At 51.3% G+C, this 25,699-nt stretch carries 24 protein-coding genes; 7 read left to right on the forward strand and 17 right to left on the reverse strand.

The window, feature by feature from the left end:
- Positions 1–188: 188 nt before the first annotated feature.
- Positions 189–1,154 carry an NADPH:quinone reductase gene (locus P9L94_10015; protein MDP8244404.1) on the reverse strand — a complete coding sequence of 322 codons (966 nt, stop codon included), beginning with the start codon at positions 1,152–1,154 and terminating at the stop codon, positions 189–191.
- A gap of 187 nt (positions 1,155–1,341) precedes the next feature.
- Between P9L94_10015 and P9L94_10020 the strand changes: the two genes are divergently transcribed.
- The 4 genes from P9L94_10020 to P9L94_10035 all read left to right on the forward strand — a co-directional run bounded on the left by P9L94_10020 (position 1,342) and on the right by P9L94_10035 (position 6,640).
- Positions 1,342–2,454 carry a hypothetical protein gene (locus P9L94_10020; protein MDP8244405.1) on the forward strand — a complete coding sequence of 371 codons (1,113 nt, stop codon included), beginning with the start codon at positions 1,342–1,344 and terminating at the stop codon, positions 2,452–2,454.
- Between the two features lie 139 nt (positions 2,455–2,593).
- Positions 2,594–3,709 carry a tetratricopeptide repeat protein gene (locus P9L94_10025; GenBank protein ID MDP8244406.1) on the forward strand — a complete coding sequence of 372 codons (1,116 nt, stop codon included), beginning with the start codon at positions 2,594–2,596 and terminating at the stop codon, positions 3,707–3,709.
- Positions 3,706–5,373: a CRTAC1 family protein gene (locus tag P9L94_10030; GenBank protein ID MDP8244407.1), complete on the forward strand. Its 1,668-nt coding sequence runs from the start codon at positions 3,706–3,708 to the stop codon at positions 5,371–5,373. Before P9L94_10025 ends, P9L94_10030 begins: the two co-directional genes overlap by 4 nt.
- A gap of 202 nt (positions 5,374–5,575) precedes the next feature.
- A complete protein-coding gene (locus tag P9L94_10035; GenBank protein ID MDP8244408.1) occupies positions 5,576–6,640 on the forward strand; it encodes a hypothetical protein in 1,065 nt (354 codons plus the stop codon).
- On the opposite strand, the gene P9L94_10040 is transcribed toward P9L94_10035, so the two are convergent.
- Entirely contained in the window at positions 6,637–8,583 is a 1,947-nt protein-coding gene (locus tag P9L94_10040; GenBank protein ID MDP8244409.1) for an ABC-F family ATP-binding cassette domain-containing protein, read from the reverse strand. The two genes, P9L94_10035 and P9L94_10040, sit on opposite strands and share 4 nt — an antisense overlap.
- A gap of 95 nt (positions 8,584–8,678) precedes the next feature.
- On the opposite strand from P9L94_10040, the gene P9L94_10045 reads away from it, so the two are divergent.
- Positions 8,679–9,671 (forward strand): TIGR00341 family protein, encoded by a 993-nt coding sequence (locus tag P9L94_10045; protein MDP8244410.1) that lies wholly within the window; start codon positions 8,679–8,681, stop codon positions 9,669–9,671.
- A gap of 3 nt (positions 9,672–9,674) precedes the next feature.
- Here the strand turns inward: P9L94_10045 and P9L94_10050 are convergent, their stop codons facing one another.
- The 6 genes from P9L94_10050 to P9L94_10075 all read right to left on the reverse strand — a co-directional run bounded on the left by P9L94_10050 (position 9,675) and on the right by P9L94_10075 (position 16,789).
- Positions 9,675–10,823 carry an ABC transporter permease gene (locus P9L94_10050; protein MDP8244411.1) on the reverse strand — a complete coding sequence of 383 codons (1,149 nt, stop codon included), beginning with the start codon at positions 10,821–10,823 and terminating at the stop codon, positions 9,675–9,677.
- Complete coding sequence (locus tag P9L94_10055; protein MDP8244412.1) at positions 10,823–11,431, reverse strand: ABC transporter permease; 609 nt, start codon at positions 11,429–11,431, stop codon at positions 10,823–10,825. Before P9L94_10055 ends, P9L94_10050 begins: the two co-directional genes overlap by 1 nt.
- Entirely contained in the window at positions 11,424–12,101 is a 678-nt protein-coding gene (locus tag P9L94_10060; protein MDP8244413.1) for an ABC transporter permease, read from the reverse strand. The genes P9L94_10055 and P9L94_10060 overlap by 8 nt, the downstream gene beginning before the upstream one ends.
- A gap of 2 nt (positions 12,102–12,103) precedes the next feature.
- Positions 12,104–13,030: an ABC transporter ATP-binding protein gene (locus tag P9L94_10065; protein MDP8244414.1), complete on the reverse strand. Its 927-nt coding sequence runs from the start codon at positions 13,028–13,030 to the stop codon at positions 12,104–12,106.
- Positions 13,031–13,488: 458 nt separating this feature from the next.
- On the reverse strand, positions 13,489–15,405 hold the full coding sequence (locus P9L94_10070; GenBank protein ID MDP8244415.1) for an FAD-dependent oxidoreductase: 1,917 nt from the start codon (positions 15,403–15,405) through the stop codon (positions 13,489–13,491).
- Positions 15,406–15,496: 91 nt separating this feature from the next.
- The gene (locus tag P9L94_10075; GenBank protein ID MDP8244416.1) at positions 15,497–16,789 is read right to left on the reverse strand and encodes an iron-containing alcohol dehydrogenase; all 1,293 of its coding nucleotides are present in this window, start codon (positions 16,787–16,789) and stop codon (positions 15,497–15,499) included.
- Positions 16,790–16,854: 65 nt separating this feature from the next.
- Here P9L94_10075 and P9L94_10080 point away from each other — a divergent pair, with 65 nt between their 5' ends.
- Entirely contained in the window at positions 16,855–16,992 is a 138-nt protein-coding gene (locus tag P9L94_10080; protein MDP8244417.1) for a hypothetical protein, read from the forward strand.
- A gap of 123 nt (positions 16,993–17,115) precedes the next feature.
- Here P9L94_10080 and P9L94_10085 read toward each other — a convergent pair whose 3' ends face one another.
- From P9L94_10085 to P9L94_10120, 8 genes are all read right to left on the reverse strand, one after another.
- Positions 17,116–18,198 (reverse strand): succinylglutamate desuccinylase/aspartoacylase family protein, encoded by a 1,083-nt coding sequence (locus P9L94_10085; protein MDP8244418.1) that lies wholly within the window; start codon positions 18,196–18,198, stop codon positions 17,116–17,118.
- On the reverse strand, positions 18,176–19,375 hold the full coding sequence (gene rimK, locus P9L94_10090) for a 30S ribosomal protein S6--L-glutamate ligase (protein ID MDP8244419.1): 1,200 nt from the start codon (positions 19,373–19,375) through the stop codon (positions 18,176–18,178). Before rimK ends, P9L94_10085 begins: the two co-directional genes overlap by 23 nt.
- Positions 19,375–19,818 carry a RimK/LysX family protein gene (locus P9L94_10095; GenBank protein ID MDP8244420.1) on the reverse strand — a complete coding sequence of 148 codons (444 nt, stop codon included), beginning with the start codon at positions 19,816–19,818 and terminating at the stop codon, positions 19,375–19,377. Before P9L94_10095 ends, rimK begins: the two co-directional genes overlap by 1 nt.
- 135 nt (positions 19,819–19,953) lie before the next feature.
- Positions 19,954–20,592 carry a cobalamin-dependent protein gene (locus tag P9L94_10100; protein MDP8244421.1) on the reverse strand — a complete coding sequence of 213 codons (639 nt, stop codon included), beginning with the start codon at positions 20,590–20,592 and terminating at the stop codon, positions 19,954–19,956.
- 14 nt (positions 20,593–20,606) lie between these two features.
- Positions 20,607–20,777 carry a hypothetical protein gene (locus P9L94_10105; GenBank protein ID MDP8244422.1) on the reverse strand — a complete coding sequence of 57 codons (171 nt, stop codon included), beginning with the start codon at positions 20,775–20,777 and terminating at the stop codon, positions 20,607–20,609.
- Positions 20,778–20,791: 14 nt separating this feature from the next.
- Positions 20,792–21,991: a uroporphyrinogen decarboxylase family protein gene (locus P9L94_10110; GenBank protein ID MDP8244423.1), complete on the reverse strand. Its 1,200-nt coding sequence runs from the start codon at positions 21,989–21,991 to the stop codon at positions 20,792–20,794.
- Positions 21,992–22,113: 122 nt separating this feature from the next.
- Positions 22,114–22,677, reverse strand: coding sequence for a prepilin-type N-terminal cleavage/methylation domain-containing protein (locus tag P9L94_10115; protein ID MDP8244424.1), 564 nt, complete (start codon positions 22,675–22,677; stop codon positions 22,114–22,116).
- A gap of 138 nt (positions 22,678–22,815) precedes the next feature.
- The gene (locus P9L94_10120; protein MDP8244425.1) at positions 22,816–23,460 is read right to left on the reverse strand and encodes a polymer-forming cytoskeletal protein; all 645 of its coding nucleotides are present in this window, start codon (positions 23,458–23,460) and stop codon (positions 22,816–22,818) included.
- Positions 23,461–23,663: 203 nt separating this feature from the next.
- Here P9L94_10120 and P9L94_10125 point away from each other — a divergent pair, with 203 nt between their 5' ends.
- A complete protein-coding gene (locus P9L94_10125) occupies positions 23,664–24,128 on the forward strand; it encodes a MarR family transcriptional regulator (GenBank protein MDP8244426.1) in 465 nt (154 codons plus the stop codon).
- A gap of 126 nt (positions 24,129–24,254) precedes the next feature.
- Here P9L94_10125 and P9L94_10130 read toward each other — a convergent pair whose 3' ends face one another.
- Positions 24,255–25,697: a sulfatase gene (locus tag P9L94_10130; protein MDP8244427.1), complete on the reverse strand. Its 1,443-nt coding sequence runs from the start codon at positions 25,695–25,697 to the stop codon at positions 24,255–24,257.
- Between the last annotated feature and the right edge of the window lie 2 nt (positions 25,698–25,699).

The raw sequence follows: 25,699 nt of genomic DNA on the forward strand, positions 1-25,699 counted from the left end.
CGTAAACTATGCGTGACGGGCGTCATTAGTAAAAACGGTCAGTCGATCAAAAAACAACGCTTGTTTTTGATTCGATGAGAAAAATGAGATTCCGCTTTATCCGACAAAAGAAAGCTCAGCCCGGACAGGATCAGAGTTTGGCCTTCCTGTCCGGGACGCTGGTATTGCGGCATTTCAAAGGGGCAAAATCAATCCGTCTGTAAAACAATTTTTCCATAAGCGCCGGGTTTTAATACAGCCTCATGCGCTTGGGCGGCGTCGGCGAGCGGAAAGGTTTGACCGACGACGGGACGCAAGACGCCGCTCTCCAATCCGGCTACCAAGGCGCAATGGGCCACGCTGAGTTCTTGTTCGGTGGATAGCATCAACACCATACCATTGATTTGCGCTTCTTTGCCCATAATCAGGCGGGGATTGATTTGCACATCGCCCCGGCAACCGATCACGACGATACGACCGCGCTGCGCGAGAATCTCTAAATCGTTTTGTAAGTTCACATTCGATAGCATTTCAAGAATGATGTTCGGCCCCTTGCCGTCCGTCAGCGCTCGAATTTCATCCAGGTAGCCGTCTTGATTGTGGTCGACAACATGGTCAGCGCCTTGTTCGGCAGCCAGTTGCTTGCCTTTTTCCGTCCCCGCCGTGCCAATCACGCGGACGCCAGACGACTTGGCGAATTGGATGGCGGCAATGCCCACGCCGCCGCTGGCGCCGTGAACCAGCAAGGTTTCGCCGGGGCGCATGCGGGCCAACATCCATAAGGCGCGATAAGCAGTCGCGTAAGGAACATAGACGCCCGCGCCCTGCTCAAACGAAACACCGTCCGCCAATGGGTGAACTTGAGACTCCGTGCAGAGCGCTTGTTCGGCATAAGTCCCGCTTAATGATCCCGCAACATACACCCGGTCGCCGGGCTTCAGGCGAGAGACGCCCTCTCCAACCGAGGCGACTATTCCGGCGGCGTCCATTCCAGGCGTGTAAGGAAGTTCCGGTTTGCTTGGGTACACGCCTGATCGAATATATGTATCAACGGGGTTGATTCCAGCAGCTTTGACTTGGACGACGACTTGGCCCGCAGAAGGCGTTAAGTCAGAAACGTCCTCCATTTTCATTACGTTAGCGTCGCCGAATTCCCGAACACGAATGGCTTTCATGGGTTATCTCCAACATCGTGATTTTGATAAGACCTCTAATTCCAGGCTTATTGTAGGCCAGACAGCCCCCAGAACAAACTCATAACCATCTGGGCCAAATCCCGCTTGCAACTATCGAGAACATACTTTATCATTTTACTTAGGGAGTGAGTTCTATTTTTTGTTACTGATTCGAAAGGGGAAAGATATGAAACGATTCACTTTTATTATTGCCTTAGTTCTTTGCTTCACGCCCATCAGTTTTGCTCAAGATGAGATCGTACCCATTACCAGTTTTGAAAACCTGGATGAAGATTGGACCTTCAGCGGCGGCAGCATTCTTCTCTCACTTGTTGAAGAACAACCCGGAGACATAGCCGCCTCAGACGGCAACGCCGCCTTGGTTGTTAACTATGACAACGCGGGAAGCGCCTGGCAATATGCCGGCATGTCGTTTCCAGTCGGCGAGATTGACCTGACCGGAATGCGCGAAATTCGCATGGACGTCTACTTCACGCCAGACACGGTCGGCGACTTGAGCGTACGCCTCGATCTGGCAAGCGGGAACATTCTGGGATTCGCCTACGCATCAGCAGTGGGTGAATGGCAAACGGTTTCGTTCCCAATCGACCGAAAGTTATCGGCAAGCGATTTCATGCAAACCGTTAATTGGATCGGCGGCTTCTTTGGCCCTGAAGACGGCGCCAATGTTGGTGAAATGTATATTGATAACATTCGCGGCGTTCGCCCCGAAGGCACGGTCGATGTAGAAGAAGTGGTCTTATATAGTTTTGACGAAGCGACGGCAAGCGGCGAACCGACCGGCTGGGCCGCTGATGAAGGCATCGTACCCGAACTGGGAGACGGTGAATTCACGCCCAAAGAAGGCAACAACTATATGTTGATGTTCACCGGCGAAGGTTATATCTGGAGCGTTATGACCGCCGATGCGATCAACGATTTCAACCGGTGGGGCGAAGTGCAAGAAGTATTGTTCGACGTGATTGCGGGCGATAGCTACAGTTGGTTGCAAACTCGCATCTCAATCGTCTCGGGTATAGGCGACGACGTAGATACTGAAGTCGCAACAGAGACAAAAGAACTCGGTTACAGCGACAATACGACCGATTGGAGAGAGTTGCTCTTCGGCGTCGACATGACCGACCATCAGGGCAACATCAATGATCCAAACGGGTGGGTGCGCGTTCGCATCAGCACAAACAACGACGCCGCCGACGCAGGGAAATTTGTCTTCGTTGATAACTTCCGCGTGGCAGTGCCTGTGGGCGGTTCTGATGTATCCGAATGGAACCTGTACTAAACTCTGAGCCACTCACTTCCTGAAAGACGATCAACGCCCATGGTTAACATGGGCGTTTTCTTTTCACTCTATCGCTCTTTCGCTTATTTCGTTCCCCGTTGTTTTTTGATAGAATGGCTCCAATGGAGAGCCTAACAAGATGCGCCTAACTTACTTGTTCTGTACAGCCGTACTGTTTCTGGTGATGGCCTGCGCGCTACATTCTCACGCGCAAAGCGGGCCGTCTCTCGATGAAATAGTCGCGCGCGGCCGTCAGGCGGCGTCGCAGTATCATTATGAAGAAGCCGCCAAATGGTATGCGCTCGCTCTCCAACAATCACCCGGTGACGCCGACCTGCATTTTGCGCTTGCCATGCAGTACATCGGGCTGGAGCGCATCGCAGACGCCGAGCAGTCGTTGTTGCGCTCGGTTGAATTAGACCCGCAATTCGCGCTGGCCCATACCAATTTAGGAATTCTGTATCAACAATTTCAAAACGACTTCACGCTCGCAGAAACCTACTACCGCCATGCCATTCACGCCGGCCCCAAGGCGCCAGCAGCCCGGCGACTGCTAGGCGAAATGTATCTTTCAATGGGAAAGCACAACCAGGCATTAGAAGAATTCCAAGCGCTCATCCAAGCGGCGCCCAATTCTCACTTTGGCTATTTAGGGGCGGCTCAGTCGCAGCTGCGCAACGGAGAGACCGACGCCGCCATTCGCAATCTCCTGCAAGCGGCGAAACTTGCGCCCAAAGAACCGGACCCATTTCGGTTTCTCGCTCAAGCGCTCGCGAAGAAAGGCGACCGGGAAAAAGCGAAGGAAATACGTGCGCGATTCCAGGCGTTGCATGAAGCAAAAATACGGCTGGATGACTTACAGCGGCTGGTGCGGCGCGAACCCGACAACGCGCAACGCTGGTTCGCCTACGGCAAAGAGTACGTCATACAAAAAGACGCGGACGAAGCCATTCATGCGTTTGAAATTGGGCTAAAACTTGATCCCGGGTCGGACTCCGTCCACGCCCTGCTCGGCGCCTTATATTTGATGAAACAAAAACCGCTCGAAGCGCTAGACCATCTTGAACCCGCAGCCAAGGCGCTGCCCAACGACGTCAATGCGCAAAACCATCTGGGCGTTTGTTATTTGATGTTAAATGATTACGCCCGCGCAGTAACACAGTTTGAAAAAGCGATCACATTAGGCGGCGCAAACCCCGGCATTCAAAAAAACCTCGACATCGCGATACGAAAAGCAAAACAGGTTAAGCCATGAACGCCGTCACAAGAAACCGCCGCGCGATCCTCTGTTTCATATTGCTGGTATGTGCGAGCGCCGCTTCGGAAGCGAACGAAATCCGTTTCATCGAAAATGCGCAACAACGCGGCATCGACTTTGTTCAAACCAATGGAAGCCCCCAAAAAGATTACATCGTCGAAGCCAAAGGCGCAGGCGTCGCAATCGCTGACGTCAACCACGACGGATGGGACGACATCTATTTCGTCAACGGCGCACTGCTTCAACCAACCAGCAACCAACGTCCCAAAAATACGTTGTATCTGAATAACGGCGACGGAACATTTCGCGACGCGACCGCAAGCAGCGGGTTAGGCGATGCGGGATTTGGCTGCGGCGCATACTTCGCCGATGTGGACAACGACGGCGACCTTGATTGCTATTTAACAAATTTTGGCCCCAACCAGTTGTATCTCAACAACGGCGACGGAACCTTCGTTCGACAAGATAACGCAGGCGGCGCCCAAAATAACGGGTGGAGCACAGGGGCGGCTTTCGCTGACCTGAACCACGACGGCTATCTTGATTTGTTTGTGGGACAGTATGCCGAATTCAGCGTTACACTCGCCGACAAAAAAGGCAAACTCGCGCCCTATCGAGGCGAAATGATGTTCATCGGCCCCAGCGGTTACGTCCCCGCGAATGACAATTTGTTTTTCAATAACGGCGACGGTACCTTCAGAGACGTCACCCGGCAATGGGGCGTCAACGAGTTTGGCGCGGGCCGCGCCTTCACCTCCATCTTTAGCGACCTCGACGATGACGGCGACCTCGACCTCTACGTCTCGAATGACACCACCACCAATTTGCTCTATGAAAATACCGGTGCGCGTTTTGAAGAAATTTCGATCCTCGCCGGAGCGGGACTCAGCGAAAGCGGCGATGAACAAGGCGGGATGGGCCTCGCCATCCGTGACGTCAATGGAAACGGACGCTTTGATCTCGCCATCGCCAATTATCAAGACGAATATAATATCCTGTATGAAAATCAGGGCGGATTGCAATTCGCCGACGCGGCGTTTTCGTCAGGCATCGGAACCGGCACCCGCGACTTGGTCTCGTTTGGCATGTTGCTCGAAGATTTTGACAACGACGGTTGGCCTGATATGCACATTTCATGCGGACATGTTTATCCAAAGGCAGATACCATCAAACACTTGTTTGGCTATGCGCAAGCGAATCTATTTTTTCACAATCAAGGCGGCGGGCGTTTTTCTGAAATCACGCAACAAACGGGGCCGGCATCAACGCTCACTGGCGTATCGCGCGGCAGCGCCGCCGCCGATTTTGACCACGACGGCGATTTGGATATCGTCATCAATAACCTCGACGGTCGCCCCTTCTTTTTTGAGAACCAAAGTGAATGCGGCAATTGGATTCAAGTCGCGCTTCAAGACAAGCGCGGGATGCCTGCGTACGGCGCAAAAATCCTGATTGAAACAGAAGGGCGCGAGCAAGTTGCCGAGTTGTATTCCAGCGCCAGTTTTCTTTCGCAAAGCAGCGCCACGCTGCACATAGGACTCGGCGAATCCCTAATCATTGACCGCATGACTGTCCGCTGGCCGGATGGGACGCAAGAGAAAAAAGAACACATCTCAACGAATCAAATTTTGATCTGGAAGCAATCAGACGACAAGCCATAGTTTTATTTCAGAATCGACACTCTTTTTATTTCGTTTCTTCATTGTATTTTTCTCCAGATGAGCAACAATATAGCGGCGCAATAATGTATTTCATTTATTTTGATTGCTGATTCGCTGGTTTGCCCGTTCCCAATACAACTTGTTTTTATTTACCGAATAGTGATTTGTCGTCTAACGGAGTTGAGTGGAAAAGGATGGAGCCATGCGTCTGCGTTGTTTGATTATTGATACCGATTTAGATTTCATTGCCCGCATACGGACGCTGTTAGATGCAGTCCCCTCTCTTGGCATTGAAACCGTCAACAATGTGCATGACACAGCGCAAAGCATCAATTCACAAAGCCCAAATTTGGTGATTGCCCGCCGCGACCTGCTAGGCGAGGAGTTTGGCAGAGTGATCCATGCGCTGAGTCGGATCAACATCCGCTGTTATGTCATCATTGTCGTTCAAAGCGCAACAGCCGAGCAACTAAAAGCCGCCGCACAAAGCAAAGTCATCCAAGACATCATCACCCACGATGTTGATGACAAACGGCTCAGCAGTGCGCTGAATAAAGGCGTCGATGTAATTCTTGGCCAAAACCGCCCGGGCAAACACTATCGCGGCTTTATGGGCTTTGTTGGAATTACGCCCTCCTTACGTGAGCGCAAAATTTTAACCGAAGTCAACATGGGGATTTTACATAACCGCTCCGCCCGCCTTGCGATTGACTATTGGCGCAACCATCCCAGTTCACAAATGATCTCGGTCGCGTTGAATGTAAACGAATCGCTTTCTTCCCGCTCAGAAGAACAGATTGAAAACTGGGAAAACCATGATCTCAAACCGTGGGAAATCGCCCTGTATGAAGCGCAGAACCATTACGTGGAATATTGGCAGGAACCTATTCGAGGAGGGTTGTTGCCCAGTATCATCCCATCCGTATTACAATATGACAATGGCAGTATTGCTCCGATGGATTCGCAAAAACAAGCAAACATTCTCGTTAAAATTAACCGCATGACGCAACGAGGAGAGTTGCACGAAATTTTAAAGTCGATGGGGATCGCGTTCCACGTTGAATCAACGGAGGCGGAGAAAAAAGATTTTGAACAATATATTTCCCGATTGAAAGACCGCATTGACGTCGTTGATAAAAAACATCCAAACCTGATGCGGCCGCCGGAAGAATTAGAGCGAGAAAAATTCACACCCGATAAAGCGGCGCCGATCAGCGACGATTCGCGGCGCATGGCGTTTGTTCAAAAAACAGGCGGACGACGCTAACCCCGGTCTAACTGTTCGATCAAGTCTTCCCATTGGGCGTACAGAATATCTTTACGTTCCAGCAAGTGGTCATAGCGAAGTTTGGCGGAACGCATTTCGTCCGCTTTGCGAACGATTTCGCCTGACGCCATTTTTTCTTCCAGCGTTTGCATTTCATTTTCGACTTCGTGAATTTCCGTCTCGACGGCTTCGTACTGTTTTCGCTGTTCACGACGGACGGCGGACAATTTGTTTCGTTCTTGGGCCTCGCGGCGCTTTTGCTCTTTGCGTTGCTGACGCTGCCCTTGTTCATCTTTGCTCGCAGCGTTTGCGGTTTTTGTTTGCGGTTCATTATCTTGTTGAAGCCGCTTGGCGTATTGATAGTCGCTGAAGTCGCCGCGATAAACAACCAGGCGTCCAGCTTCCATCTCCCAAATTTGTTGGGCGAGGCGGTCGGCGAAAAAGCGATCATGCGAAACGAACACAATCGCGCCAGGAAAATTCTTCAGCGTTGCTTCCAAGGTTTCGACCGTACGAATATCGAGGTGATTGAGCGGTTCGTCTAGCAGCAATACGTTGCAAGGATGCACCAGCAATTTCGCCAGCGCCAAGCGGCTTTTCTCGCCGCCGCTTAACACCGACACCGGTTTAAAGACGTCTTCGCCGCGAAACAGAAACGGCGCCAGTACGTCGCGCAAACTTGCCTGCATCTCAGGCGGCGCGGCGGCGGACAGCTCATCCAAGACGCTGCGAGTCGATTCTTGCAATTCCGCCTGTTGCTGTGAAAAATACGCGATGCGCGAGTTCGCCCCCCACTCGACCTTCCCATCAGTGGGCGCAAGCGTCTTGGCAAGCAAACCCACCAGCGTACTCTTGCCCGCGCCGTTCGGCCCCCATAGGCAAATACGGTCTTCGCGAAAAACGACTGCGTCGACCGGATGCAATGCGCGAAAATCGCCGTAACAATGCCCCACGCCCTCTAACCGGATCGCATCTTTGCTGCCGCGCGGCGTTTGCGGCATGGGGATCGACACCACCGGCGTATCTTCTGCAATTTCGATTCGCTCAATTTTTTCTAATTGCTTAATGCGCGACTGCGCTTGGGCCGCTTTGGTATTTTTTGCGCGGAAGCGGCGCACAAAATCTTCCATGTGGGCGATTTCTTTGTCTTGCTGCTTTTTTTGGGCAATCAGTTGTTCGCGCATAAACGCTTTCTGTTCACGATATTTTGTATAATTGCCCGTGTACAGATAAAAACGTCCCCGTTCGATTTCCGCGATTTCGTTGGTCATGCGGTCGAGAAAAAAGCGGTCGTGACTGACAATCGCTAAACCGCATTCCATTGATTGCAAATATTGTTCGAGCCATTCAAGCGTTGCAGGGTCTAAGTGATTGGTGGGTTCATCCAGCAGCATGATGTCATGCTGTTCGAGCAGTATTTTTCCTAACAAGACGCGCATCCGCCAACCGCCGCTAAACTCTGCAACCTGGCGGTCCCAATCCGCATGTTGAAACCCAAGGCCCAGCAAGATTTTTTTTGCGTCGGACTCGCGTTGGTAGCCGCCGCGATGTTGAAAGTCTTCTTGCAATTCACCGTAGCGTTTTACGGCGCGGGCGTGCGCAGGCGTTGAATCGTCCAAATGTTCAATCTCATCCAAGAGCGATTTGATGTCTCGCTCCATTTGGTTCAATGGTTCGAACGCTTGCCATAGGGCTTCGCCCACCGTCATGCGCGGCAGTTCGGTGCTGTCTTGAGGTAGATAGCCCAGCCGCAAATTTTTTGACGTCTCGATATTGCCGGCTTCGAGAGTGTACTCACCCGTCAATACGCGCAGCAGCGACGATTTGCCGGAACCATTATCACCGACCAACCCTACCCGCTTGGTCGAATCAATGCGCCACGACAAATTGGAAAATATGATGTTTCCGCCTAACCGGAGTTGGGCGTCTGTAATCGAGATCATGTCAAATACACTTTAAGCCTAAAGAATTCGTCGAACCCACAGTATCCTAATCGGAGTTTCGTATTCAGCCAATCCAACGAGCCGAGTTAAACACGATGTCGCTTCGATTAATTGAACTCTATGTTTCGATGAACGCCGCAAAATGGGTGCAACAAAGCCTGGACGAACACCCCGCATTCGTCGTTGAAACGCGCAATATGGAAGATGAGCGCTGTTGCCTGCACATCATTTCGCATTCGCAAAAACTCGAACCCTTACTCGATGCGCTCGAGCAAAAATTAAGCGGGACGGAATTTCGCATCGTGCTGTACCCGCTGGTAGCGTCGCTGCCCCGTTTGGAAGAACCCGACAATGGAGATGATGAGGCGGAAGAACAGAAATCACCGGAACGAATCCACCGCGAAGAATTGTATAACGGCTTATTCGAGTCAGCGCAGGTTAACCGGGCATATATTTGGATGGTTATTCTGTCTGCGATCGTCGCTTCGGGCGGGCTGATACGCGATAACGCCGCCGTGATTATTGGCGCGATGGTCATTGCGCCGTTGCTAGGGCCGAATATGGCGCTGGCGTTGTCATTCACCTTGGCGGATTTCAAACTGGCAAAAAAAGCGCTGCACACCATCAGCGTCGGCTTTTTTATCTCGCTCGGGCTGGCCCTGTTGCTTGGTTTGCTCTACCACCCCATTACCCCCGAGACGCATGAATTTGCGGCCCGTACGGACATCGCGCTATGGGACATCATGTTGGCGTTGTGCTCTGGCGCAGCGGCGGCTCTTTCGCTCACCACCGGTACCGCCAGCGCTATGGTCGGCGTCATGGTCGCAGTCGCGTTGATGCCCCCATTGGTCGCCTTTGGCATGTTGTTAGGCGCGGGGCATTTCGAATTGGCTCTACGCGCGTTCATCCTGGTGTTTTCCAATGTGATTTGCGTCAACCTGGCGGGCGTTGCCATGTTTCGATTTCAGGGGATTCGCCCACGGACGTGGTGGGATGAAGACCGCGCCCGGCGACACTCCAGACAAGCGCTGATGATTTGGACGCTTCTTTTGTTCTGTTTGATTTTTATTATCGTTAATTATCTTTAATGGCTAAGCCGTCTTTCTCTTTAAAAAGAACAATGCAATACCAAGAAACGAGAGCGCAAACAACCACAAAATCGCACATTCAAGCATGACCGCATCCCATGATTTGCCAAACGACATGACGTCATGCAGCCCCTGAACGCCCCAATAGGTTGGGAAAAATTTCGCAACGGTTTTCATCGCATCCGGCATAACTTCAATCGGCCACCAACAGCCGCCCAAAGCAGAAGCGATCATCGTAACTGCCATACCGAAACCAGTCACCTGTTGTTCGTGAGTACAAACCGAACCGAAAAAGACCCCAATGGCCCCGCAGCATACCGCCAAACTAACAACGACAGGAACCAGTGCGATAGGATGGTCGCCGATGCTCACGCCGAATATGAAGTTGCCCAAAATGATCAGTGAAGTCGCTTGAAGGATGGGGATGAGCGAACGTCCCGCCATTTTTCCGAGAAAAATCTCACCGTTCGAGGTTGGCGTTGATGAAAGACGAACGTCACTACGTTGGTTTTTCTCTTGCAATAGCGAGATGCCGCCAAACATAATGGTGTTCATCAATACGAACATAACAATGTAACCGGGCAACAATAACGCCTGACCAAACGGAGGCGGCTTGAGGTTGTTAATCATCTTTTTCTCAACGATGAATTGAGGCGTCTTGTTAAGTTCGGCGTCGAGTTTTTCTTGCGTCTTTTGGGTCCAACGATTGTTGACCACATCCACCGCCGCCAATGCCCCCGTGAATTTCACAATCGCGTTCGCAAGGCGCACCTGCGCGTTTAAAGTGTGTTCTTGATTGCCTTTGCCCTTGGCGAAGATGACATCAACATGTTCGCCTTCGAGAATACTCGCTGAAAACGTCGCCGGCAGAATAATCGTTCTCGCCCAATATTGCACATATTGCTCATCAGTCGCCGAACGCACGTCAACACTCACTTTGTCTGCTTTCAGTTGATCAATGAATTTTGTAGAGAGTTCGTGCTGGTCTAAATTGATGACAGGCAGCCAAGTGGTTTGATCTGACGGGTCGCCCATCATTCCGCCAAATAAATAGACGAATCCCAATGGCATGATGACCATCCAAAAGATCGCCAGGCGGTCTTTCATCATGCGTTTTAAGTCGCAGAGCGCAATACGCAGCCAATTAGGCATTACAGTTCTCCCGACTCGATGCGGCGCTTGAATCTCCAAGCCCCCAAGCCCAGCGTTACAATTCCAATGGTGAACAAAATGGTCATCGGTTGAATCAGGGCCGTCATGCTTTGCCCTTCAACAACAGCGTCGATACCGATGACGCCCCAACGAATAAACGAATAGACAGACAACTGTTTCATCAATTGCGGCATGGCTTCATAGGGCATCATCCCTCCGCCGATAGCAGCCATCGCCAAAATCAAAATCACCGACAACGCGCCCGCGCTTTCAATTGTTTTAGATATAGAATAGACCAACGTCATCACGCCAACGTAGGCGATGTTGCAAACAGAGAGATGAATGAGCAACAAAAACACATTGCCCCAGTTCATGCCAAACAATAACCAAGCGCCGATTATCATAAGAATTTCGGCGATCAGGCAAAGCATGAAGCAATAGATCATCTTTGAAATGAGAATTTGAGTGATCGTTAATGTAGAAGAATACATACGCCGCAAAGTGGTTTTTTGCTGTTCGGCAAAAATATCATTCATGCCGTTTTGCGCGATAAACACCACCCACATCAACATCATGCCGGGAAGTATAATACTGACCATCTCACTCATCAGACGCCTCCCTGGCTGCGTTGGCGCGGGACGCGCTGACGATGTATTCGCTGGCATTAACCTGGTCGATCTGAATGATAGGCGGGAAAACATACGTCCGTATTTGTTCGACTTTCTGAAATGCCTGATAAAACAACATCGCGGCGGCCCAGCTGCCGGGAAACTCATCCTGATCGATCATTTCGGTAAATTGTTCTAATTCGTCCCCGATTAGATTCAGCGTCTCTGAAACTCCAATCGCCAGAATGTCCGTGCCGTGTTCAATCACGCGAGGCAGCATGACTTCGGCGGGATTGGGATAGAACTCCATTATTGCCTCATTGCCTTCTAACAAATCACGGCTGAGATTTTCAGGAAGCACCAATAAAGCAGACGCCTTGCGGTCTTCTAACATACGGACGCCGTCTTCAAATGTTTCGACAATGTGCATTTGCAGGCGAGAGTCCATATCACGCTGGTTTTCTAATGACCGGATAAAGTTTCCTATCATCTCTTCATCATGGTCTAACACGGCGATATGAAGCGTAATGTCGATGCTGTCATCATTTTGCCCGCCGAATGACATTGAGACCAAAAATGTGACCAGCAATGGAATCAACACCATCACCAACAGGCCGATGGGGTTTTTCCATGCGCGAATTAAATCTTTTTTAACAAGATGTAGAATCACGTTCAATCTCTCAGCTCGCGTCCCGTTAGTTTTAAAAACACGCTCTCTAAACTGGGTTTCTGAATCGACATATCAGCGATTGACAAGCCCGCGCCAGTCATGGTTTGAACCAATTGCCCGATGCCGAATCCATTCTCTTTCAATGACAAGGTCACCGAATTTTCCGCCGCTGTGAGAATTTTAATTTGCTCTACGTTCAAGGTTTCTTGAATCTTGGCAGCGGAAAACTCACCGCGAATGCTGACCACTTCCCCATCGCCGACGACTTGAGCGAGTTCATCAATGGTTCCCATTTCGAGAATTTTTCCGTGGTCGATAATGGCGATGCGCTGGCAGAGCGCTTCGGCTTCTTCGAGGTGATGAGTGGTGAATAATATGGTTGCCCCTTCACTGGCGATCTCGCGAATGATATCAAGAATGGCGTTACGCGCTTGGGGGTCGATGCCCACCGTCGGTTCATCCAACAACACAAATTTTGGTTTATGAACCAGGCCGATGGCAAGATTCAGGCGGCGTTTCATGCCGCCGGAGAATTGCTTAACGGGCTCTTTAGCGCGGTCGCTGAGGCCAACGCGTTCCAACACCTCTTGAATATTCTTCTTCAACTCACTGCCGGGGAGATGATACAATCCGCCCCAAAATTTTAGATTTTCAATTGCAGTCAGTTCTTCATAAATGGCTAGGTCTTGTGGAACCAGACCGATATTTCGTTTGGCTCGTTTGGGCGATTGCCAAACATCAACACCGTCAATGATCGACGTCCCGCCGTCCGGCTTCAGCAAACCGCACAGCATATTCAACGTGGTTGTTTTCCCTGCGCCGTTTGGTCCTAAAAAACCAAACAATTCACCGTCCGCAACCTCGAACGAGATGCGGTCAACCGCTTTCAGACTGCCGAAACTTTTTTCGATTTCATGTACGGATATCATCTTCCCCGCCCTAGCCAGAATGCTTTTATAGTGTTGCCAAATCAACGCACGGATTAAATTTACTTATCACTTTCTATCGCTGAACCCTTCGAGCGCGCTTAACAAGCATCTATGTAAATCGTCTTAGGTTCTCATGCACAACATTCCCACACAAGGATTACGAGATGAGTATAAAAAACATTTAATGGAAATTGAAAAAAAATGGAGCATGACTGAAACCAGGCGTAGGGCGAGTTCTTACCCCACCGTTGAAGACTGTTAAAATATTGCTTGGTGGGCTGCTAGCGCGAGCCCACCCTACTGGGTCACAGTGACTACGTTTGGTTCGTGTCATCGCGAGCGCAGCGAAGCGATCTCGCTTTTCGATTTGTGAGATTGCCGCGTCGGCCTTCGGCCTCCTCGCAATGACACTGGCCTTGAATTTCAAGACAGTCCCTACCTCGGCTAAATGTAAAGATTCAGTTATTTTCATTCGATTTCAGCGCGTCGCCTACAATGCGGTCGCGCTCGTAGGGCGGCAACGTCTGGACGAAAGTATACAGGCCTGTCAACAGTTCGCCCTGCGTCGTCACGCCGGGTAAATAGAATAATGACTTTGGGGCTTTGGCCCACATCATCCATTGATTGGCGCGGACGCCCGAAACGGGTTGATCGAGTTTGGCCTCCCAGGCGTCAATCGGATAAAACCCGCGCAAAGAAAAATACTGCAACGCATCATAATGATCGTCGCCCGGTTTGGCGTCGCGAAAATACACCAACACCGCGCCTTGTGCAACTAAGGCGTCTTGCAAGCGTTCGATATTGATACCGCGAACCGGCTCGCCCAGTTTGATGCTGAGCGCCGCCGCTGCGCCCGCCGCCTGCCCCATCGCCATCCAACAAGGTTCCATCCGAAGCGTACTGAACCCAATGTGCGTACCGGAAACGGGGACGGGCGTCAGCAAATTATCGACCCTCAGAGGAACCATCACGCCGTAGGGCACGGTATATGGCGCCGTTGGATAACTGAATAAGCCGTCGAGATGAACGCGGCCTTCTTCTCGTTTTAACACTGCATGTGAATCAAGCGAATAATGGCTCGCGGTAATGCTGTTTTTGTGAATGGGCGGTCGCGAGCCTGATTTGACGGGCAAGGCGTCATGCGCTATGAATAGATACTCTCCGGCGATGCGGCGCCCTTCCCGTACATAAACCTGACGTGGAAAGAGAGCATTGTCTTTGTATTCATCTTTCGCCAATCCCCACTCACGGCAATTCTGGCGGAAATCCTCTGGCACAGCGGGGTCATTCTGCGCAAACCACAACAAGCCAAGCGTGTATTCCCGCAAGCGTTTTGCATAGCGGTCGCGCCAATCCCAACCAGCCGTCGGCCAAGGCCAATTTTCTTCGGGCAGGTCGGTTGAAAGAAAAGCAACATGTTGATTGTTTGAATCTAACTTATGATTTGGCAGCGTGACGCTGTTGACCAGGCGGTCAATGCTATTGTAATTTTTGCCTGGATCGGTTTTTCCCGTCAAACGGTTTTGACGAATATCATCAACCAGAGAGAGAAACTCATCCCGGTTATAATCTTCCGGTTTTGGTATTGGCGCCCGAACATTGGGATCGTTTGTTAAACAAAGCCGATAGTTATAGGCTTGCACGGCGTTATCGCCCAATCCCGTCGAACCGTCTCCAACCGCGCCGCCCCACGTTTTGTATAATTTGCCCGCCATTGGCTCGTTAAACGCATAACTTGGTTCGCGCCCCAAACGATAGGGTGCGCCTGCCGCCGCAGCGAGATCGCCTTCATAGGTTCCATCCATAAAAATGGTAGCCCGCACAATTTCGGTCGCGCCGCTGATGCGGTCCGTAATCAGTACCCGTTTTAGGGCGCCGTTTTCAAGAACAACATTGTTAGGATCACAATCAAACTGGCGTTGTTTCAAGACGGTAATATTCTCTTTATGCTCAGCCAACATCTCTTCGAATATTTGCTCAGCAACATGCGGTTCAAAGTGATAGCCGTCGCTGCAATCTTTGACTTGCTGTGAATCACTGCCGTATTCATCTACATAATGCTGTTTGACTCGATTCACAAATTCTAAAAACAAACCGCCTGTGGCGCCGCGCGTTTGTATATCGGTCGCGCCCAATCCGTTCGCGGGCAATCCGCCAATATGCTCTGTGCGCTCTAATAGAACCACTTTGCAACCGCCGCGCGCCGCGGTCAGCGCCGCCATGACGGCGCCGGGCGTTCCGCCCACAATCGCAACTTGATAATTATGTAATTTTGGGGATTTCGGTTTCGCGGATTCTTCTGCGTCAGGCTGCGTCCATGCCGTCAATACGCATAGCGCCACGACCACTGGAAAGGTTCTCATTCGCCAATTCATGTCCCACTCCCGCCGTCAATATCAATGTATATTCAGTAACGATAGGGGGAAAATGACTACGCCGTCAAGCAAATCCCCTTAAAGGCCCTGTCTAGACGCCCGATGCGGTCAAAATATCGGGGATCGCCTCAGGAAACAGCCCCAATTCAAACGCTAAATCCAATACGGTGTAACGCGAGCGAATATCCCGTGAGATTCTCAGCCCGCGAAGCGCGTCGTCGGTTGAAAGCGACAGAGCGTTCAATGTATCAGGCGCATGCGCTTTGCGTAATACGTCGTGCGTTTCTTGCGGCGTGGGGATATTCATGTCGATTAATTCCTGGCGCAGTTGCGACCAAAGTTTGATGAGTTGTTCACGACGAGCCGAAGCGCCGTCATGCTTGAGTTTGGTTTGGGGCAGGACGCTATCCGCCAATATGCCATGATCGCCTGGAATACGCACGGCTTCATGCTCCCAACCCGGCGGTTCAGGAAACGCAGGCGAACCATATTGCATCAGCGCATGGTAAATCGCGGTGGAGAGGCACACGGTCAAGCCGACTTGGGCGCCGTGAAGGTTCATCGGGAGGTTTTGTTGAAGGCGTTCCATATCCCACAGATGGCTGATGAGATGTTCGCCGCCGCTCGCGGGGGAACTGTTGCCTGCGACCGCCATCGAAACGCCGCTTAAGACGCAGGCTTCCGCTAAGGCTTGCAAGGAGCCAAGATCGCCCGACGGAATTCCTTCCGCGTTTGCAACCGCTTGTTGGACTGCGTGGTCAACGATACGCCCCGGCAGCGGATTGAATTCCGACTCGCCCAATCGACTCGCGACCCACCAATCGGCGCCGCTCACAGGCTTGCTTAATAAATCCGCCAAGCCCGCTTGGGCCATGGCTAGCGGCGCATCTTTGAGAATATCAAGGTCAAGTATAATTGCGCGAGGCGGCGTCGCCGGGACGGTCACCTTCAAGCCTTTGTCCATCAGCGCGGCGATACTGCTGGCATAACCGTTCATGCTGGCGGCGGTCCCTAAAACGACGCTGGGTTTTTCAAACCGCTCCGATAAACTCTTGACCAGATCATTGATCGTCCCGCTGCCGATGGCTAGTAAGCCGTCTACATCATGGATCTGCTCAGCCAGTTCATCCAGCAGTTCCATTTTCCCTTTTGGATGCGGCGGCAGCGTATGAACGCAAAACTGGTCGCCGAATAAAGCGCGCAAGTCAATCACTTTGTTGGCGGCGTTCCAGGTGTCAGGATCAGCGACGGCGAATATGCGTTGACCGAGATGAGTTTGTACGGCGTAAGGGACGGACTGAGCAGCGCCCGCTTCGATAAAAACCTCTATCGGCAGATCAACCGCTTGCGGCAAGGGTACGGGACATAAATCTTGAAGTTTCATTCTGCGTCTTTTCCTATTCAATAACATTCAATACAGTATAGGTCTAAACACGGGGGAGGTTTCACATGAGTAACCCGCGCACTCCGTTTCATTGTAAATTATTATTCATCAATTTAATTCTCATTATCATTTTATATCCATTTTTATTAGATGGACTCAAGCGGGAAATTCTGCACTTTGCATTTCTAGCGATGACATTTTAAGTTCTTCCGTAAATTGGATACTCTTTCATAAATTGAATTGAGATTTATATAGAAGTTGCCAGAATTATGTGCGGATTGAGTTACGGCTATGATTGGTTTCGTTGTTTTTGCGCGCGGAATTGCTCAAGACACATCATTATCCTGCCGCTCTTCGGTGGCGACTTTGACGGTAAAGTGATCCCGCATGGTTTGAAATGGATCATCCACGAGGACCGATTCGCTGCGGATACGCTTGATGCGCTTGTAGGTGCGTTCAGATAAAATCGCAATATGGTAAACTGGCTCGCCCGGCTGCACGGCGGGCATAGTGCTCATACCAAGAACTACGCCGAAAGTTGGCGAAGTTAATACATTTTTTTCGCGGCCAAAAATGCTGTAATTGGTTGCGAGTTCTTCGCCCTCATGCACCAAGTCGCCCGGCCGGGCGTAAAACGTCAGAAACCCGCCGCGTTGGGCGCGCACCCACATCGTTTTATCAATGGTAAGATGATACGGCGGAGGCTCAGGTTCGCCTTCAAGCATGTTCAACTCTTTTAGCACATTCAAACAACCGCGTACGCCAATATCAACTACGCCTTGTTCGATGCGCCACACTTCGCCTGCTTCTAAAATAATCGTTGAAATTCCATTTTGCACAGTTATGCGGCGTAATGAATTTTCAGGGCCTTTTGAATTTACAATCAATTCGCAGCCGAATGCGCGCGCCAGACGCCGCACTTCAGGTTTACGCATGTCGGCGCGAACATTTGGGTAGTTTGTCCGTCTCACCGCCGCGCTATGAAAATCGACTCCATAGTCGCATTGCGAAATAATGTCGGTATACACCCGATGGGCCAATCGGCTGGTCAGGCTGCCTGTCGGCGAACCAGGAAAGGAGCGGTTCAAATCGCGTCGGTCAGGCAAGTAGCGGGAGTGGTTTTCTAAGCCATAAATATTAACCACAGGCGCACAGATCAGCGTCCCGCGTAGAAGCGAAGGCGGTTGATTAAACAATAACTCACGGATAATCCCGATCCCAGTCAGTTCGTCGCCATGCACCGCGCCTGTAAAATAAACGCGCGGTCCGGTTTTGGCTGCGCGAAACACGCTGACGGGAATCGAAACGGGAATCCCCAAATAGGATTCGCTGAATTCAATGTGGAGATCGACGGCTTCTCCAGAACGAATGGTGCGACCGTTGATTTTAAGAGGTTTTCGTTTTGTCATCTAATTTCTTAACTGTGCTCCGTTTTTTTTTGGCGCGGCTCTTCTTCTCAGGAACTAAGGCGCGCAAGGCCTGAAGTTCTCCGTAGCACAACAACTCATCGCCCGGCTCGATCACTTCATCGCCTTTGGGGTTAGTAATAATCGATTTGTTGCGCGTAATATGGATGACATGGATATTCTGTTCTGTTAGCGGCGTGTCGCGTAACGCCACGTTTTCTAACTCGGGCATGTTATGAACGTCTAACTCTGCAATGCCATACCCAGCCGCCAAACGAAGCCGTTGGCGGAGGTCTACATCCGGGAACAAAACTTGATTTTCGGTATCTTCGATTATGGCGTCGGCTATATCAATTCCGGTTGCGGTTTCGATGCCTTCCAACCCGGGCGATGAATTCACTTCCATCACCTGCGGGCCGTCTTCTGATTCAAGCATATCAACGCCCGCCACCCGCAAACCAATGATCTGCGAGGCGCGAATCGCCGTCCGTTCGTATTCTTCGTCCAGTTGGACGATTTCCGTACTCCCACCGCGATGAACATTACTACGAAACTCATCTCCGACCGCCATGCGGCGCATTGCCGTCACCACGCGGTCGCCGACCACGATGGCGCGTATGTCTTTGCCCTTGCTTTCTTTCACAAATTTTTGGATCAGCACATTCTGCTTGGCGCCATGCAGCGTTTCGATAATCGCTTCTGCGATTTTATTCGTATCCGCCAGAATCACGCCGACGCCCTGGGTCCCCTCAAGAACTTTGATAATGACCGGCGCCCCGCCGACTCTCTCAATCGCGGAGAGCACATCCTTTTTATCGCGCACAAACGCCGTTGGAGGAATTCCGATATCATGGCGGCTGAGAATTTGCATAGCGCGTAATTTGTCGCGTGAACGCGCGATAGCGATTGACTCGTTCGCGCAATATAGCCCCATCTGTTCAAACTGGCGAACCACCGCCAAGCCGTAAAATGTGATCGACGCGCCAATCCGCGGAATCACAGCGTTGTAAGTAGAAAGAGGTTTTGAACGGTAATACAGTTCAGGATTTTCGGCTTCAAGCCCAATTGAAAAGCGCAGCGTATCTAACACAATGGCGCGGTGCCCGCGCCGGACAGCAGCTTCGCGGAGCCGCCGGGTGCTATATGAGTGGCGGTTTCGCGACAAGATAGCAATTTTCACTAGGAGGTTCTCTCTCGTTTTCTTTTACGCAGCGTGTCCCGGCGGGAAACATCAACGACAAAATCGTGCGCCAAAGCGCGGCGGCCCAACAACATACGGAAGATCATTTTCTTTCGGCAAACAAGAGATATCTCTATATCTTTCTCAATATGTCCGATTCGGACGCGCGTGTTCACAAAATAGCGTGTGGTATACTTTCCTGTGCTGGAACGAACCTGCCCTGTTTTTAATAGGGGAGCTACGACCTGGACGCGCTTCTCTTGGTTTTTTCTGCTTAACACTACATAAAACTGAATGCGGCCATCGCCAAGGTCAACCAATTCATCGACATGCAGCGCGCTGCTTCGGGCGCCTGTATCGACTTTGGCGCGGATTCTTCCGATGCCCCAATCGACCAACTCGACAGGCTCCACCCATCCAATTACTGTCTTTTCTTGTTCCAAAGAAGGTTCCTGCTCATCATTTGATATGGAGTTTTTTACGAATGCCGTAAACACCATATTATAGCGGGATAATTAATTTAGATCGAATAAAGATTAATACAGGCTCGAATTAAAAAAAGAAGCGCCGCAATTCAATCAATTAATGGAAGCAGCCAAGCAGGCTTGGCGCACGGCGTCGATCGCCGTTTTACCAAACACGTCGCATCCTGTTTTTTCAGCGAGCATCTCAGACGCAGCGGCTCCACCGAGAATAACATTCACTTTGTCGCGCAACCCCGCCTCGCGCAACGCGGTGATCGTATTCGTAACCGATTGATACCCCGTCGTCAACAAGACGCTAAGCGCCACGATGGTCGCGTCGTTGTTTTTTACCGCCTCCACAAAACGCTGCGGCGACACATTAACGCCCAGGTCGACAACGTCAAATCCACCGCCGCGCAACATCATGGCGACGATGTCTTTGCCGATATTGTGAATGTCATGCTGTACCGTACCAATCACGACGCATCCTTTTGTTTCCACCGGCTGTTCTTTGACTAGCATTGGCTTAAGTTCCGCCATGGCGTCTTCCATGATTTTTCCTGCGATGACCAATTCAGGAATAAAGCAATCGCCCGACTCAAACCGCGCGCCAATCTCGACCATGCCGGAATTGAAATAGGCAACGATATCCGCCGCAGAAACGCCGTCGTCGATCAATTGTTTGACAATAGATTTCACGTCGTCTTGCTTCAAGTCGATCATGGCTTGCGCCAATGGATGCAATTCAATCATCTGATGAGGTCTCCTTAAAACGAGATCAGGCAGTTCCATATATAGATGTAACCAAGCGTATCGACATTTTCCCATACGCCTTTGACGATTTCTTCATCGCCTTGAATTTGCGGATATTCGCTCTTCTTTTGGTCCCAGGGAATACAGACGCCCGGCGCTTGGGCTGCTTTCGGTTCGTTGTTCATAGTCGGTTCCTTTCTCAATAGACGCCGTATTCGCGGGTAAATTCGGTCATGGCTTTGACGTTTTCAATTTGCGGATCGTTCTGCATAATCGCGCCCGCATCCATGATGTAGCCGCCGTCGCGCCCGACGCCGTCGATAAGTTTCTTACAATAATCGCGCACTTCTTGCGGCGTTCCAAACGTCAGCAGTTCATTGGGCAGGCCGCCGCTGATGCAGAACTTGTCGCCCAACACGCGATGGGCTTCAAAGATGTCGCCGCGATCCACGTGATAGATGATGCTGCCCGCAGGCAGTTCAGCGAAATATTTGAGATGATGGTCCCAGTTGCCTTCGGCGTAATAGATGGTCTGCCATCCCTGTTTGTGAATTTCGATGGTGATTTCTTTGAGCGTCGGCCAGTAGTATTTCTCAAACTGCTCCGGCGACAAAAACGGCGTACAGCCCCGGTGCATCCATAACGAAATGGGGACGTTCTTCTCGGGATCGGCGCCAGCGAGTGCATTAAACATCATGTGCGGCGCCATGGCTTCGCAAGCGGCGGCGACTTTCTCAGGGCGCTGGAAGAGGTCCATACACATCGGGTTATAGCCGCGCAGTTTGTCAACGATGATATCGAACGGCGCTTTCAAACACCCCATCAAGGCCGGGACAACGCCGACTTCATTCTTCATGCGCTCATGTTGGGCGCCAAACGCCTGGAAATATTGCAGCGTCGCCATGCCGCCCTTGAGCCATGACAGGTTGTTTCGCGCCGTGTTGGGTTCGCCGGGCGCAACCACATCGCGGGAGACGCGGGGCAGCCAGACGTTGGCGAGAAACTCAGTCGGGTTTGCGATCAGCAGGTCATACTCGTCCGCATGCATGTGCGCTTTTGATTCGTCAGCGGGTTCAATGTATTGAAAGCATCCATCGGCGGGCGCATCAATACCGGGGATCATGTAATACTTCAATCCAGCAGCGTCAACGAGTCCTGTCCAGACATAGACCATGTTGCCGACCACGGCGTCCCAATCAAAATCGGTCGCGCATTTGATCGCGGCTTCGAATGCTAAATTGAAATCGTGAGTGACCTGCTGGCAGGTATAACCCGCATATTTCGCGGTAAATTCCGCGACAAAGGGCCGGATAGGAACACAATCCGGCTTTTCGTTTCGCATTGCGGTGGTGTATCGTTTCAGGCGCTGTTGGTAGAGTTGCTCAGCATGATCTGACATCGCCGCTCCCCCCATTCACAAGATGTCTAAGCAAACCCAAGGTATCATAATTTCAATGTGTTTTGGAGCCGTACAAAACAAAAGCCTGGGGGTAGGGTTACGCTTGTCTCCGCTTCGGACACTCACGGGCCAAAGACGATGATGTCGCCCTGGCTGATGAGCCCGTTGGTGGCGTCAAACATGGGAGAAACTCTCTGGTCTTGAATCTCCGAGAGGTTATCAGGCCCCTGGCTGGCTAATACATAAACCGCCCGCGAAGGCCCGCCGACAGAGTTTTCAACTGTCCAGTCAACGATGGTTCCCGGCCATGTGCAGTCGGTGCGCGACAGGTTTTTGTCGACATAAAAATATTCGTTGCGGGCGAATGAACTGGTGCGGCTGCCTTCTTCCGTATTGAATGGATCAATAGGGATGACCGTAGTGTATTCAATCGGCTCCATGATTTCACCCGCGCGAAACTGATGACCAGTACCTTGAAATTCAAGCGTACAAGCGTTCGGATAGCCATTGTTATCAAGAGCGTACATTTCGATAGCGGTTTTCATGGCGCGAAGGTCGCCCTGGACGCGGGCGATTTTGGCCCTCATTTGGGCGTTGAGAAAATTAGGAACGGCAATCGCAGCGAGGATGCCAATAATGGCGACGACAATCAGCAATTCGATCAGGGTAAAACCACGCGTATTCATGATGATGAATCCCCTTAGTATTACATGGGGAGAGCGAGGCTCCAGCCGAGCCGCGCCTATTCGAAAACGATGGCTTTCATGTGGCTCACCAGGAGCCAGCCTGCGGCAGGCAGGGTTCGCCACCCCTTATTGACTATTTCATGACACATGCATGACGGAATTTTCGCCGCCGTATTCGTTCTTCTTTTTTTCAGAATTATTGGGGTCGGGACAATGCTCTCCATCAACTAAGAACAGGTATTCATAGCGGCCCGGCGGTAATTCAAGATCAAGCGTCCAGGCGCCGTTCGACGCGCTAAGCGGGAGAGGCTTCTTTTCATCCCACTGATTGAAGTCGCCGAACAGCCCGACCACTTTCGCGTCTTTGCCGACGAATTTAAACGAAACTTTTTGAGGTTTGGGGTTTTGCTTGACGGTCATCTGTCCGCCCAGCGCGCGCTCGCGCTCCGCCACGTCCGGCGTCACACAGAATGTGCCAAGCAGACGCGCGCCTGGTTCGACCTTTAACGAAGGAGACACCACCAGGGATTCTATATCACAGGTCTGGCTCAACACCACCCGCTTTGACGCAACGATGGGGCCTTTAATGGTCCCATCGACATGGATGCTCTGAATTTCCAAGTCGCCATTCACCCGTCCGCTTTTGGAAACGATCACGTCTCCCTGGGCAATCAGGTGACCGTTCATGGTTCCGTCTACGGTGACATCGCCTTTAGACCGTAGCGTCCCCTCGGTCTCAACGCCTGGCCCGATTACGCTTCGGTTTGCGTCGCGTTCAGCCATATTACATTCCGCTCCTACTTATCTCAAATCAATACAGTATGAACCATTTTGAACCTAATGAATCAAGAATGCTAGCTAAAATCCAACAAAATTTGTTTTTATTGGATTTAAAGCCACCTGAAGTGTTAACATGTATACATATCCAATTATACTAGATATAGATCAAAACCGATTTGATGATTCCATTTTGGAGGTCGCCCAACATGTCGCTCAAAGAAGAACTACGCTTTAGTCACCCGATTAAAGGCCGCGCCCATGAGGCCGTTCTCAACATCATATATACGGGAAAATTGCTCGATAAAGAAGCCTACCGAATCTTACGGCCTCATGGTCTCACCGATTCTCAGTTCAATGTAATGATGTTATTGAAATATCAAACCGAATATGGAGAGAGCGATCAGACCCGCCTGGGCGACATGCTGTTGGTGAACCGCTCGAATATGACCGGCCTGGTTGACCGCATGGAACAAGCCGGGTGGGTGGAACGCGTCGCCGACGCCAACGACCGCCGCGTCAATCGGGTGCGTCTCACCAAAGCGGGCAACGCTCTGCTCGAAACCGCTGAAGTGGTCTACAACGAAAGCATTGAAAAGATCATGCAGCAGATCAGTGATGAAGACGCCAAACGAATCTGCCGTCTGTTAGAGCGCGTGAGAAAAGGGCTGTAGCGATTTTACGAAACCGCATGGATTTGATAATTCTTTCATTTCATTGATTCGGGAATCCCCCCGGCGTCTTCGACGCCACCCCTCTTTTTTAAGGGGGGGGCTTAAATATCATCGCGCCTCTGATGATTACCAGAGCGGTTCGCCCATGCCCTCTTCGGCGTAGAGTTTGTTGAGGCGTTTATCGTAATTCTTTTTCATTTGCTCTTCATATTTTTTCGTAATCGCCGGGTCTTCGGCAATCTCTCCCTGGTCGTTTGTCTCGACAATCCATTGATCTAATTGCGCCCTCATCTTGAGCAACGTGGTTTGGTGCGCGGGTGAATCCGCCAGGTTATGAACTTCATGCGGATCGTTGCGTAGATCGTAGAGTTCTTCTTTCGGACGTTTCTGCGCCATGAAATGTTCTTGCGCCGGGGTGAGTTTGCCTTCTTTGTACAAACGCCGCATGAGCCGCAGCACCGGGTAGGAGGCTTCCTTATAACGATTGATCTGCAAGTATGGGCGCTCCGGCATGAAGTTGCGAATGTACTTAAACTCTTTCGTCCGAATGCAGCGGATTCTATCCATGGTTTCATCGCATCGGTCGCGGGCGGCAACAATAGAATGACGCGGCTTCGCGTTCTCGCCTAAAAATAATTGCCCTTGCAACACTTCAGGAACTGGCGCTCCCGCGAGATGCAACGCCGTCGGCGCCAGATCAATCGCGCTCACCATCTGGTCGCGCACTTCACCTTCTGGCAACTTCCCCGGCCAACGCACGATCAATGGAACATGGATGCCGCCGTCATAAAGCCACTGCTTTCCACGAACATGACAACGACCGTGATCGCCGAAGAAGAACACGATGGTGTTGTCCGACAAGCCTTCGTCATCCAAGCGTTTTAATACCGCCCCGACTTTGCGGTCGAGATGATTAACTGTTTCCAGATAGAGCGCCCAGTCTTTTCGCGTGATGGGGTGATCGGGGTAATAAGGCGGAACAGTAACCTCATCAGGATTGATTGGATGTTCGGGGTCAGCCTTAAATTTTCGATGTGTTTCAGGAAAGTTGATGTGGGCAAAAAAGGGCTGTCCCTCGTCGCGTTGGCTCCAGTCGTTGCCGTCAAATGGATTTTCGACATTGAAATCAAAATCCGTCTTGCCCGTGCCTTTCACCCCGGGCGCTACTTGCGTCACGTTGCAGGTATAGTAGCCCGCGTCGCGAAACCAGTCGGTAATCAAGCGAGCGCCGCCGGGCAATTGATAGCCGTCGTCGCGATGGCTGCGGTGATGGTGCGCGCCGATGGTCGTCTGGTACATGCCCGTCATAAAGGCGCTGCGCGAGGCGGAGCAAACGGGAGAGGTCGTAAACGCATTCGTATAGCGTATTCCCTGCTTGGCGAGGCGATCAATGTTGGGCGTGTGGACAAGTGGGTTGCCGTAACAGCCGATGTCAGGACACACGTCTTCGCCCGTGATCCAAACCACATTGACTTTTTGGCCTTGTGCAGCGTGAAGTGAAATAGGAAGCGCAGAGGCAACGGCGGCGGTCCCTGCGTATTGAATAAATGAACGGCGCGTTTGGTTCACAA

This window comes from Candidatus Hinthialibacter antarcticus, from assembly GCA_030765645.1.
In the GTDB taxonomy this organism is placed as follows: domain Bacteria; phylum Hinthialibacterota; class Hinthialibacteria; order Hinthialibacterales; family Hinthialibacteraceae; genus Hinthialibacter; species Hinthialibacter antarcticus.

What these genes read in the sequence shown, in the direction of transcription:
- P9L94_10015 (MDP8244404.1), bottom strand. Translation starts at nt 1,154, where the DNA reads ATGAAAGCCATTCGTGTTCGGGAATTCGGCGACGCTAACGTAATGAAA.
- P9L94_10020 (MDP8244405.1), top strand. Translation starts at nt 1,342, where the DNA reads ATGAAACGATTCACTTTTATTATTGCCTTAGTTCTTTGCTTCACGCCC.
- P9L94_10025 (MDP8244406.1), top strand. Translation starts at nt 2,594, where the DNA reads ATGCGCCTAACTTACTTGTTCTGTACAGCCGTACTGTTTCTGGTGATG.
- P9L94_10030 (MDP8244407.1), top strand. Translation starts at nt 3,706, where the DNA reads ATGAACGCCGTCACAAGAAACCGCCGCGCGATCCTCTGTTTCATATTG.
- P9L94_10035 (MDP8244408.1), top strand. Translation starts at nt 5,576, where the DNA reads ATGCGTCTGCGTTGTTTGATTATTGATACCGATTTAGATTTCATTGCC.
- P9L94_10040 (MDP8244409.1), bottom strand. Translation starts at nt 8,583, where the DNA reads ATGATCTCGATTACAGACGCCCAACTCCGGTTAGGCGGAAACATCATA.
- P9L94_10045 (MDP8244410.1), top strand. Translation starts at nt 8,679, where the DNA reads ATGTCGCTTCGATTAATTGAACTCTATGTTTCGATGAACGCCGCAAAA.
- P9L94_10050 (MDP8244411.1), bottom strand. Translation starts at nt 10,823, where the DNA reads ATGCCTAATTGGCTGCGTATTGCGCTCTGCGACTTAAAACGCATGATG.
- P9L94_10055 (MDP8244412.1), bottom strand. Translation starts at nt 11,431, where the DNA reads ATGAGTGAGATGGTCAGTATTATACTTCCCGGCATGATGTTGATGTGG.
- P9L94_10065 (MDP8244414.1), bottom strand. Translation starts at nt 13,030, where the DNA reads ATGATATCCGTACATGAAATCGAAAAAAGTTTCGGCAGTCTGAAAGCG.
- P9L94_10070 (MDP8244415.1), bottom strand. Translation starts at nt 15,405, where the DNA reads ATGAATTGGCGAATGAGAACCTTTCCAGTGGTCGTGGCGCTATGCGTA.
- P9L94_10075 (MDP8244416.1), bottom strand. Translation starts at nt 16,789, where the DNA reads ATGAAACTTCAAGATTTATGTCCCGTACCCTTGCCGCAAGCGGTTGAT.
- P9L94_10080 (MDP8244417.1), top strand. Translation starts at nt 16,855, where the DNA reads ATGAGTAACCCGCGCACTCCGTTTCATTGTAAATTATTATTCATCAAT.
- P9L94_10085 (MDP8244418.1), bottom strand. Translation starts at nt 18,198, where the DNA reads ATGACAAAACGAAAACCTCTTAAAATCAACGGTCGCACCATTCGTTCT.
- P9L94_10100 (MDP8244421.1), bottom strand. Translation starts at nt 20,592, where the DNA reads ATGATTGAATTGCATCCATTGGCGCAAGCCATGATCGACTTGAAGCAA.
- P9L94_10105 (MDP8244422.1), bottom strand. Translation starts at nt 20,777, where the DNA reads ATGAACAACGAACCGAAAGCAGCCCAAGCGCCGGGCGTCTGTATTCCC.
- P9L94_10110 (MDP8244423.1), bottom strand. Translation starts at nt 21,991, where the DNA reads ATGTCAGATCATGCTGAGCAACTCTACCAACAGCGCCTGAAACGATAC.
- P9L94_10115 (MDP8244424.1), bottom strand. Translation starts at nt 22,677, where the DNA reads ATGAATACGCGTGGTTTTACCCTGATCGAATTGCTGATTGTCGTCGCC.
- P9L94_10120 (MDP8244425.1), bottom strand. Translation starts at nt 23,460, where the DNA reads ATGGCTGAACGCGACGCAAACCGAAGCGTAATCGGGCCAGGCGTTGAG.
- P9L94_10125 (MDP8244426.1), top strand. Translation starts at nt 23,664, where the DNA reads ATGTCGCTCAAAGAAGAACTACGCTTTAGTCACCCGATTAAAGGCCGC.